General features: G+C 72.6%; 10 protein-coding genes. 7 read left to right on the top strand and 3 right to left on the bottom strand.

Annotated features, from left to right (window positions below; genetic code table 11):
- Nucleotides 1–253: 253 nt before the first annotated feature.
- The gene (locus L1885_RS16310) at nucleotides 254–748 is read right to left on the bottom strand and encodes a MarR family winged helix-turn-helix transcriptional regulator (protein WP_235797842.1); all 495 of its coding nucleotides are present in this window, start codon (nucleotides 746–748) and stop codon (nucleotides 254–256) included.
- Nucleotides 749–963: 215 nt separating this feature from the next.
- Between L1885_RS16310 and L1885_RS16305 the strand changes: the two genes are divergently transcribed.
- Nucleotides 964–1848, top strand: a complete 885-nt coding sequence (locus L1885_RS16305) for a lysozyme (protein ID WP_235797841.1) — start codon at nucleotides 964–966, stop codon at nucleotides 1846–1848.
- Between the two features lie 137 nt (nucleotides 1849–1985).
- Here L1885_RS16305 and L1885_RS16300 read toward each other — a convergent pair whose 3' ends face one another.
- Nucleotides 1986–2471 (bottom strand): ATP-binding protein, encoded by a 486-nt coding sequence (locus tag L1885_RS16300; protein WP_308117334.1) that lies wholly within the window; start codon nucleotides 2469–2471, stop codon nucleotides 1986–1988.
- 162 nt (nucleotides 2472–2633) lie between these two features.
- Between L1885_RS16300 and L1885_RS16295 the strand changes: the two genes are divergently transcribed.
- Both L1885_RS16295 and L1885_RS16290 read left to right on the top strand, forming a co-directional pair.
- Nucleotides 2634–3197 carry a UTRA domain-containing protein gene (locus L1885_RS16295; RefSeq protein ID WP_235797840.1) on the top strand — a complete coding sequence of 188 codons (564 nt, stop codon included), beginning with the start codon at nucleotides 2634–2636 and terminating at the stop codon, nucleotides 3195–3197.
- Entirely contained in the window at nucleotides 3178–3999 is an 822-nt protein-coding gene (locus tag L1885_RS16290) for a GntR family transcriptional regulator (RefSeq protein WP_268984153.1), read from the top strand. The genes L1885_RS16295 and L1885_RS16290 overlap by 20 nt, the downstream gene beginning before the upstream one ends.
- Nucleotides 4000–4231: 232 nt before the next feature.
- Here L1885_RS16290 and lon read toward each other — a convergent pair whose 3' ends face one another.
- The gene (gene lon, locus L1885_RS16285) at nucleotides 4232–6643 is read right to left on the bottom strand and encodes an endopeptidase La (protein ID WP_235797838.1); all 2412 of its coding nucleotides are present in this window, start codon (nucleotides 6641–6643) and stop codon (nucleotides 4232–4234) included.
- A gap of 594 nt (nucleotides 6644–7237) precedes the next feature.
- Here lon and L1885_RS16280 point away from each other — a divergent pair.
- The 4 genes from L1885_RS16280 to L1885_RS16265 form a co-directional block, all read left to right on the top strand.
- Nucleotides 7238–7963, top strand: a complete 726-nt coding sequence (locus tag L1885_RS16280; protein ID WP_235797837.1) for a spermidine synthase family protein — start codon at nucleotides 7238–7240, stop codon at nucleotides 7961–7963.
- A 139-nt stretch (nucleotides 7964–8102) separates the two neighbouring features.
- Complete coding sequence (locus L1885_RS16275) at nucleotides 8103–8840, top strand: response regulator transcription factor (protein ID WP_235797836.1); 738 nt, start codon at nucleotides 8103–8105, stop codon at nucleotides 8838–8840.
- An 86-nt stretch (nucleotides 8841–8926) separates the two neighbouring features.
- A complete protein-coding gene (locus tag L1885_RS16270; RefSeq protein ID WP_235797843.1) occupies nucleotides 8927–9988 on the top strand; it encodes a HAMP domain-containing sensor histidine kinase in 1062 nt (353 codons plus the stop codon).
- A gap of 374 nt (nucleotides 9989–10362) precedes the next feature.
- A partial coding sequence (locus L1885_RS16265) for a 2-oxoglutarate dehydrogenase E1 subunit family protein (RefSeq protein WP_235797835.1) occupies nucleotides 10363–10651 on the top strand: 289 nt, incomplete at its 3' end.

Here is a 10651-nt window from a genome sequence, read left to right as displayed (position 1 = left end):
CGGCTGAGCGGACGACCGGGGCCGGGCGGGGGACCGGGCCCTCGCGAGCGCGGGGCGTGCCCCCGCGGCGCGGGGCCGAGGGTGTCACCCGTTGAGGAGGTTTGAGCCCCGCCCCTCACCCGCACGCACGAAGGGCCCCCTCACTCGTTCGAGGTACCCGCATCCGGCCCCGGGCCGCCCCCGCGCCCCGGGGCGCGCCGAGGGGTGCCGGAGGTGGCGCGGGGGCGGCGGGGGGGGCGTCGCGGCGGGCGGCTCAGCTCGCGAAACGGGAGTTGAGCTGGTGCAGGAGACGGGCGAGTTCGGCGATCTCGCCGCGGTCCCAGTCGGCGAGTTTCTGCACGTAGCGGCCCCTGCGGGCATCCCGGACGCGGCGGAAGCGCGCCAGCCCCTCGTCGGTGATGCGCACCAGCGAGGCGCGGCCGTCGGCCGGGTCGGGCTCGCGCGCGATGAGGCCGATCTCCTGGAGGGTGCGCAGCTGCCGGCTCATGGTCGCCTTGCCGACCCCGAAGTACGCGGAGAGCTCGGTGGCGCGCTGCGCGCCGACGTCCTCGAGGCGGACGAGCAGGCCGTATGCGGAGGGCTCCAGATCCGGGTGCACCTCGCGGGCCATCTCGCCCGAATTGGCCCTGGCGCGGCGGAGGAAGACGGCCAGTTCCCGTTCGAGATCGAGGAATTCGGACGTGGCCGCGGGCTCGCCCGCCGGGGCCGGACCGTTCTCCGTACCGCTACCGTGCACGTCAGCAGCCATCGCGCGCTTTCCCGCTCTTGTGGGTCCCAAAGCCACGGCCATTGCCGCAGCTCTCCGTATTTTCGCAGGTTTGGTCCATCAGCAGCAGCGTGGCGTCCCGCGGCCCGCTTGTCCCGTACGTAGCGTTTCACGGTGACGTGTCCTTTTTGGCTATATGTCGATACGGCCACGGCTACGGCACCGGATCCCCCCACGACGCTTTTCGGAGGCACGCAATGCCCGTGCAGAGACACGGAAAGAGCAGCAGCCGCCGCACCCTGTACGCGGCGGGCGCGGCTCTCCTGGCCACCTTCGCCCTCCCCCTCACCCTGCCCGGCGTCGCCAGCGCCGACGTCTCCCCCGTACCGATCCGCCCGGCCGCCGTGCCGCCCGCGGACGCCATGCCCGCCCGCGGTTCCGCGTACATGGGCATGGGCGTGCTCGCGCACGACGGGCAGGGCCCCCGGCCCCTCGCGCGCCGCAGCGCCGCCGTCACCCAGACGGAAGGCGTGGACGTCTCCAGCCACCAGGGCAGCGTGGACTGGGGGTCGCTCGCCAAGACGGGCGTGAAGTGGGCCTACGTGAAGGCGACGGAGGGCAACTACTACAAGAGCACCTCCTTCAACCAGCAGTACACGGGCTCCTACAACGCGGGCCTGATCCGCGGCTCGTACCACTTCGCCGCCCCGGACGTCTCCAGCGGCGCCAACCAGGCCGGCTACTTCGCCGACCACGGCGGCGCCTGGTCGAAGGACGGCAAGACGCTGCCGGGCGTCCTGGACATCGAGTGGAACCCGTACGGCGCGTCCTGCTACGGACTCTCGAAGTCGGCGATGGTCTCGTGGATCAAGGACTTCACGAAGACCTACAAGGCGCGCACGGGCCGGGACGCGGTCATCTACACCGCCACCACGTGGTGGAAGGACTGCACCGGCGACTACGCGGGCTTCGCGACCACGAACCCGCTGTGGGTGGCCCGCTACGACACCTCGCCCGGCACGCTGCCGAAGGGCTGGGGCTTCCACACCATCTGGCAGTACACGTCGACGGGGCCGGCGGTCGGCGACCACGACAAGTTCAACGGCGCCATGGACCGGCTGAAGGCACTGGCCAACGGCTGACGCCACCGGCCGCCCGGACCGCACACGCCACCGCCCGGAAGCGATGCTTCCGGGCGGTGGCGTTCTGCCGTGGCGGCGCCCCTCGCGGGGCCCCGGGGCGCCGCCAGGGACAGCCGCCATGGGCCCGCGGCACACCCTCAGGGCTCGAAGCGGCCCGGCCCCGCGGACCCGAGCGGGCGCTCGCCCCCGTCCGCACGCGCCACGGACGGGCGGGGCAGCGCAACCGGCGCTCCCTCGGCGTTCCCGACCTCGAAGGCCAGCCACACCGTCTTGCCGACCCGGTGCGCGACGACGCCGCAGTCGTCCGCAACGGCGCTCGCCAGCCACAGGCCGCGTCCGGAGCAGGCATCGCCGTCGGGCCGTGCGGCGAGGGGCGTGCCGTCCCCGCTGTCCCGCACCCCGACCCGGATCAGCGCCCCTTCCCTGCTCATCCGTACGCAGAAGTGCCGACCGGGCGGGGCGCCGTGGAGAACCGCGTTGGCGGCGAGTTCGGAGACTCCGAGCCTCAGATCGTCCAGACGGTCGTCGATGCCCCACAGGGACATCGTCCCGACGGCGAAATCGCGCGCGGCGGGAACGGAGCGTCGCGTCCGGGGGAAAAGTCGTAGCCGCGAGAGGACCACAGGGCACCACCGCCTTGCTCAGGTCGTCGAATACCGCCGATACCGCCGATACCGCCGAACGTTAATGCCTTTCGCGAAATGCAGCAAGGTTGAAGGTCTTCCCGGGGCGTCACTTAACGTGTAGGCAGAAGGCGGCGGAGATCAGCGGCCCTGGAGGGTGCCATGGCGGGCGAGGACTGGACCAGCAGTTCAGCGGCGTACGTGAGGCCGCCGGACGAGGGAGCGCCCGACGCCTGGAGCGCCGAGCTCGCGGCCCGGGGGGTACGGGGCGGTCAACGGATCCTGCACGCCGGCGAGGTGCCCGCATCGGTCGAGGTGGCGGAGCTCCTGGGCGTGGCCGCCGGCGACGTCGTCGTGGCGCGCAGGCGCCTGATGCTGCGTGAGGACGAACCGAGCGAGCTGACGGACACGTACTATCCGGTGCGCGTCGCCCGGGGCACAGCTCTCGCCTCGACGGCCCGGATCCGCGGCGGCGCGGCCCGCCTGCTGGCGGAACTGGGGTTCGCGGGTGCCCGCGTGGTCGAGGACGTGACGGCGAGGCTGCCGACTCGTCCGGAGCAGTCCCTGCTCGGTCTGGCGGCCGAACAACCCGTCCTGACCGTCGCACGCGTCACCTTCGACGCCCAGGACTCCCGGATCCAGGCGGATCTCATGACCATGCCCGCCCACCTGCAACGACTCCGCTACGAGACCCGGATCGGATCGGCTGACCGTGCCCACGACTGACGACGGACACCGCGACGGGCGCTCGCTGCACGAGCGCATCGCGGCCGACCTGCGCGACAGGATCATGACGGGCGACCTGGCGCCGGGAGTGAAGCTGCCGTCGACCGCCCGGCTCAAGGAGCAGTTCGCCGCTTCGAACGCCACGATCCAGAAGGCACTCCAGCTCCTCAAGGACGAACGCCTCGTCGTGGGTCGGGCCGGCAGCGCCGTGACCGTCCGGGAGCACCGTCAGCAGACGGTCAGGCCGGCCGCCTCGACGGCACCGAGGTCCGACGGCGAGCCGTACCCCTGGCTTCCCGAGGGGCACGCGGGGCGCGCGTGGAGAAGCAGGCTGCTGACCGTCGGCGAGGTCGTTCCGCCGGCTGACGTCGCGGCGGCGCTCCGGCTGGCCGCGGGGGACACCGCGATACACCGCAGCCAGGTGCTGACGGTCGACGGTGAACCGGTGGAACTCGTGCACACGTACTACCCGCCCGAGGTGGCGCGGGGCACCGCCCTCGCACAGCGGCAGCGCGTCAAGGGCGGATCACCCGCCCTGCTCGCCGAACTGGGCCTGCGGATCGTGCGGTGCGTGGATCTCGTCACGGCCCGCGTTCCGACGCAGGAGCAGTACGAGGCCCTGCGCCTGCCCGGCGACCTGCCGGTGCTCCGCACCCTGCGGGTGGCGTACGCCGCGTCGGCGGCGGGAGAGCGGCCCGTCGAGGCCACGGTGATGACCAAGGCGGGACATCTCTACGAGCTGCGCTACGAGTTCCACCCCGACCTCGCGTCTCCGGCCGGTGGCCCGGCACCCTCGGACTGAGGAGCCGGGCCGCCGGGAGAGTCCCTCGGGGCCGCCGAGCGCTCCGGCGCCCGCCCGGACCGCCCGCGACGGGCTCCGGGCGGCCCGGGGGACGCGCTCCGGGCGGCGCGGCGGCGCGCTCCACGACGCCGCAGGCGCCGGCACACACCGCACACGCACACGCCACCGCCCGGAAGCGATGCTTCCGGGCGGTGGCGTTCTGCCGTGGCGGCGCCCCTCGCGGGGCCCCGCGTCAGGCGGCGGCCGAGACCGGGACCTCGGCGGGCGACAGCGCGATCTCCAGGACCTGGCGGACGTCCGTGACCGGGTGGACCTCCAGCTTCTCCAGGACCTCGGCGGGCACGTCGTCCAGGTCCGCCTCGTTCCGCTTGGGGATCACGACGGTCGTGACGCCCGCGCGGTGCGCGGCCAGCAGCTTCTGCTTCAGGCCGCCGATGGGCAGGACCCGGCCGGTGAGGGAGACCTCGCCGGTCATCGCGACGTCCGTACGGACCTGGCGGCCGCTGAGCAGCGACGCGAGGGCCGTCGTCATCGTGATGCCCGCGCTCGGACCGTCCTTCGGGACCGCGCCGGCCGGGAAGTGGATGTGCACACCCCGGTCCTTGAGGTCGCCGACGGGCAGTTCGAACTCCGCACCGTGCGAACGCAGGTACGAGAGGGCGATCTGCGCCGACTCCTTCATGACGTCGCCGAGCTGACCGGTCAGGGTCAGGCCCGCGCCACCCGTCTCCGGGTCGGCCAGCGACGCCTCCACGAAGAGCACGTCGCCGCCGGCGCCGGTCACCGCGAGGCCCGTCGCCACGCCCGGGACCGCCGTGCGGCGCTCGGCCGGGTCGGTCGCGGACTCGGGCACGTGGTGCGGCCTGCCGATCAGCTTGCGCAGGTGCTCCGCGCCGAGCGCGAACGGCAGCTCGCGCTCCCCGAGCTCGTGCTCCGCCGCGACCTTGCGCAGCAGCCGCGCGATGGAACGCTCCAGGTTCCGCACGCCCGCCTCGCGGGTGTACTCCCCCGCGAGCTTGCGCAGGGCGTCGTCGCCGATCGTGACCTCGCCGGACTCCAGTCCCGCGCGCTCCAGCTGCCGGGGCAGCAGGTGGTCGCGGGCGATGACAACCTTCTCGTCCTCCGTGTAGCCGTCGAGGGTGACCAGCTCCATGCGGTCGAGCAGGGCCTCCGGAATGGCTTCGAGCACGTTGGCCGTGGCCAGGAACACCACGTCGGAGAGGTCGAGCTCGACCTCCAGGTAGTGGTCGCGGAACGTGTGGTTCTGCGCGGGGTCGAGGACCTCGAGCAGCGCCGCCGCCGGGTCGCCCCGGAAGTCGGAGCCGACCTTGTCGATCTCGTCCAGCAGGACCACCGGGTTCATCGACCCGGCCTCCTTGACGGCGCGCACGATGCGGCCCGGCAGCGCGCCGACGTACGTACGCCGGTGGCCGCGGATCTCCGCCTCGTCGCGGACGCCGCCGAGGGCGACGCGGACGAACTTGCGGCCCATGGCGTGCGCCACGGACTCGCCGAGGGACGTCTTGCCGACACCGGGCGGGCCGACGAGGGCCAGCACGGCGCCGCCGCGGCGGCCTCCGACCACGCCGAGTCCCCGGTCGTCGCGGCGCTTGCGCACCGCCAGGTACTCGACGATCCGCTCCTTCACGTCCTGGAGGCCCGCGTGCTCGGCGTCCAGGACCTCCTGCGCGCCCCGGATGTCGTAGGCGTCCTCGGTCCGCTCGTTCCACGGGAGTTCGAGGACGGTGTCGAGCCAGGTGCGGATCCAGGAGCCCTCGGGGCTCTGGTCGCTGGAGCGCTCGAGCTTCTCGACCTCCTTGAGGGCGGCCTCGCGGACCTTCTCCGGGAGGTCGGCCGCCTCGACGCGCGAGCGGTAGTCGTCGGACTCGTCGTCCTCACCGCCGCCGTTGAGGTCGCGCAGCTCCTTGCGCACGGCCTCCAGCTGGCGCCGCAACAGGAACTCGCGCTGCTGCTTGTCGACGCCCTCCTGGACGTCCTTGGCGATGGACTCGGCCACGTCCTGCTCGGCGAGGTGCTCGCGCAGCTGCAGCGTGGCCATCTTCAGCCGGGCGACCGGGTCGGTCGTCTCCAGCAGCTCCACCTTCTGGGCGGTGGACAGGTACGGCGAGTAGCCGGAGTTGTCGGCGAGCGCGGACACGTCCTCGATCTGCTGGACGCGGTCCACGACCTGCCAGGCGCCGCGCTTCTTCAGCCAGTCGGTCGCGAGGGCCTTGTACTCCTTAACGAGCTCCGACACGGAACCGGGCAGCGGGTCGGGCACCGTCTCGTCGACGCTGATGCCCTCGATCCACAGGGCGGCGCCGGGACCGCTCGTCGCGGCACCGACCTTCACCCGTCCGCGGCCGCGGATGAGCGCGCCGGGGTCCCCGTCCGAGAGCCGGCCCACCTGCTCGACCGTGCCGAGCACGCCGATCGACGCGTACGAGCCGTCGATGCGCGGCACGAGCAGCACCTGCGGCTTTCCCGCACCGGCCCCGTCCGAACGTGCTGCGGCCTGGGCGGCCTCGACGGCGGCGCGGACTTCGGAGTCGGACAGGTCCAGAGGCACCACCATGCCGGGGAGCACGACCTCGTCGTCGAGCGGCAGCACGGGAAGCGTGAGCGGTGTGGAAATTACAGCCATGATCTCCCCTTCGGCAATCAAGTTGAGCTATGTGGACTCAATGCTTATGAGCGGCCCGTTGTTCCCGGCGCTTCGGGTGTTCGCCGTGAGCGATCACGCCCGCGCCCTGGCCCGGCCTACCGGCCCCCACGAGCACCCGACCCGACCTGCGATTCCGCGATTACGGGCCGAGATGCCTCCGCCGAGTGGCGCACGCGGGGACGGAGTCCCTCCGCACGGGCCCGGTAGGGCGGGAACGCCGCACCCGGTCCGCGCATTCCGGACACGGGCACGGGACGCGCGGACGCCGGCCGGTGGCGGGCGTGCGTCGGGCCGCCGGGGGCAGGCGGGAGCGGTGAGCACCGGCACCCTGCCCGCGTGCACCGCTGGACCGGCGCACGCGGGCTCGTCCGCGCCGCCTCCGTACGCTGCGAGGATGGGCCCGCCCGGGGCCCGACCCCGGGACGGCGAGGTCCCCGCGAGCTTCGGCGGCGGGGGACCCGACCGGGCCGGAACACAGAGCGGACCAGAACCGGACAGAACGGCCGACCAATGGCCGACGAGGGCCGGGACCGCCAAGACACGCACCAGGACACGAGAGACAGGAGTGCCGACGTGCCCGATCCGGACACCACCCGGGGCAGCGCACCGGGAACACCCGTCACGCTGGACCGGCGCGACGGGCCCCACGGGGAGATCGTGCTGCGCCGGCGGCCCGCCGAGGGCGACGGCCAGGACGTGCTGGAGATCATCGAGAACGGCACGTTCCTGATGGACACGTCCGACGGGCGTTCCGAGCGGCTGCTGGTCGAGGCGGCGCTGCACGCGCTGCCCGAGGATCGGCAGGCGATGCTGCCCTCGGTCCTGATCGGGGGGCTGGGTGTCGGATTCTCGCTCGCGCACGCCGTCGCGGACCCGCGCTGGGGCCGGATCGCGGTGGTCGAGCGCGAGCAGGCGGTCATCGACTGGCACCACGCGGGACCGCTCGCGCGGATCTCCAAGGCGGCGCTCGTCGACCCGAGAACTGTGATTCTGCACACCGACCTGATCGAGTACCTGAGTACCACCTCGGACCGGTATGACGCACTGTGTCTGGACATCGACAACGGACCCGGCTGGACCGTCACCGAGAGCAACCAAAATCTCTACACAGAGGAAGGACTCGCCGCCTGTCAGGCGCTGTTGAACCCCTCCGGTGTCCTCGCGGTCTGGTCCGCCCAACCCTCCGCGACCTTTGCCGATGCGTTGCGGAATGCCGGATTCACCGGGGTAAGGGCCGAAGAGGTGGGGGTTGCCCGGGGCGCGCCGGACGTCGTCCATCTCGCTGTTCGCACTGCGTAGCCGAAAGGGCGCCCGTACCTCTACGCTGCTCCACGAAATACAGGATTCGACGATCTGCGCCACCCCCCAGGCATGTGCGGACGTAGATCGGCGGATCGAGGGCATACGGAGCGCGGAGAACGCGTACCAGGGGCGGGCGATGGAGCAGACACAAACCAGCCACAACGGAGTGGCGGCCACGCCGGGCGCCCAGCGCCGGGTCCTCGTCGTCGAGGACGACGCGACGATCGTCGACGCGATCGCGGCCCGTCTGCGGGCCGAGGGCTTCCTCGTGCAGACCGCGGTCGACGGGCCCGCCGCCGTCGACGCGGCCGAGGCGTGGCAGCCGGACCTGATGGTTCTCGACGTGATGCTGCCGGGGTTCGACGGGCTTGAGGTGTGCCGGCGGGTCCAGGCGCAGCGGCCGGTCCCCGTACTGATGCTGACGGCTCGCGACGACGAGACGGACATGCTGGTCGGGCTCGGCGTCGGCGCGGACGACTACATGACCAAGCCGTTCTCCATGCGGGAGCTGGCGGCGCGCGTGCACGTGCTGCTGCGCCGCGTGGAGCGGGCGGCGCTCGCGGCCGTGACGCCGCGCAGCGGCATCCTCCGGCTCGGCGAGCTGGAGATCGACCACGCGCAGCGCCGGGTGCGCGTGCGCGGCGACGACGTGCACCTGACGCCGACGGAGTTCGACCTGCTGGTGTGCCTCGCGAACACGCCCCGCGCGGTCCTCTCCCGCGAGCAGCTGCTCGCCGAGGTGTGGGACTGGGCGGACGCGTCCGGCACACGGACCGTGGACAGCCACATCAAGGCCCTGCGCCGCAAGATCGGCGCGGAGCGCATCCGCACCGTCCACGGCGTCGGCTACGCCCTGGAGACCCCGGCGCCATGAACCGGGCGGGCCGGCCGGGGGACGGCGGGCGCAGGACCCCGCGCGACGGCGGACGGGGCGGCTCCGGGCGCGACGAGCGGTGGGCCGTGCGGGCCTTCTCCATCAAGGCGAAGCTCGGCACGCTGGTCGTCGTGTCGGTCTTCATCACGACGGGGCTGCTCATGGTGGCCCTGCGGACGAAGACCGAGCTGCGGTTCATCACCGTCTTCTCGGTGATCGCGACGCTGCTGATCACCCAGTTCGTCGCGCACGGCCTCACCGCTCCCCTGGACGAGATGAACACGGTCGCCAAGGGCATCTCGCACGGCGAGTACACCCGCCGGGTGAGCGGGGCGGACCGGCGCGACGAGCTGGGCGACCTCGCCTCCACGATCAACCGCATGGCGGACGATCTGGAGGACGTGGACCGGCACAGGAAAGAGCTGGTCGCGAACGTCTCGCACGAGTTGCGCACGCCCATCGCCGCACTGCGGGCCGTCCTGGAGAACGTCGTGGACGGCGTCTCCGCGGCGGACCCGGAGACGATGCGCACGGCCCTCAGCCAGACCGAGCGCCTCGGGCGGCTCGTGGAGACGCTGCTCGACCTGTCGCGCATCGACAACGGCGTGGTGCCGCTGAAGGCGTCGCGCTTCGAGGTCTGGCCCTACCTCTCCGGGGTGCTGAAGGAGGCCAATCTCGCGGCGGCGCAGCGCGGCCTGAGCAGCGGGAGCGGGCTGCACACGCGTACGGACGTGCATCTTCATCTGGACGTCTCGCCGCCCGAGCTGACGGCGTACGCGGACGCCGAGCGGCTGCACCAGGTCGTGGCGAATCTCATCGACAACGCGGTCAAGCACAGCCCGCCGCACGGCCGGGTCACCGTCCGGGCGCGGCGGGGCGGGTCCCCCGAGTCGCTGGACCTGGAGGTGCGGGACGAGGGCCCGGGCATCCCGGAGGAGGAGCGCAGCCGGGTCTTCGAGCGCTTCAACCGGGGGCGCATCACCTCCGGCGGCGGCCAGGGCGGCGGCAACGACGGCGGTACGGGTCTCGGCCTCGCGATCGCGCGGTGGGCCGTGGACCTGCACGGCGGCCGGATAGGCGTGGCCGAATCCGCCCGCGGCTGCCGGATACGGGTCACCCTTCCGGGAGTCCCCCGCCAGCGGGGTTGACGCGCTCTGCGGCCGGGGCGCGGCGGGCGCCGACAGGTGCCCGCCGGCTCCCCCGGGCCGCCTCTTGGGATCCGGGCCCGAAAAATGCCGGTTGGGGTGGTTGGCGTATGCCCTCAGGTGGGTACCACCTGTTCAGGACGGCCGCGCCGACCGCCTCCCGCGTCAGGGCCGCGACACCCCTGACCGTTCGGCTGGGCGTACGACCGTGGCCTGGCAAAACATGATGGATTCCCGCCAAATCGCGCGCTGAAACACCTCAACGGATGTGACGTGCGCGACGATGACCCGTCCGGCCTGCACCTGGCACCCCGGTAGGCGTAGCCTTGATTTCCGCTGTCCATCACCTTGTGAAGCGGAAGAGGGCGGTTCACGCCGTGTCGTCTCAGTCCACCAGTAACGCGAGCATCTCTGCCGACGGCCAAGACGGGCAGGGTGCCAACCCTGCTGCTGCCTTCGGCCCCAATGAGTGGCTTGTCGACGAGATCTACCAGCAGTACCTCCAGGACCCGAACTCCGTCGACCGTGCCTGGTGGGACTTCTTCGCCGATTACAAGCCGGGGGGCAACGGCTCGGCGGACAAGACCACGCAGCCCGCGGCCTCCGCCGCGCCGGCTCCCGCCCAGCCCGCCGCCCCGGCAGCGCCCGCCGCCCCGCAGGCCGCCG

Source organism: Streptomyces fuscigenes (assembly GCF_021556455.1).
In the GTDB taxonomy this organism is placed as follows: Bacteria; Actinomycetota; Actinomycetes; order Streptomycetales; family Streptomycetaceae; genus Streptomyces; species Streptomyces fuscigenes.
This window is presented reverse-complemented; position numbering and strand designations above follow the sequence as displayed.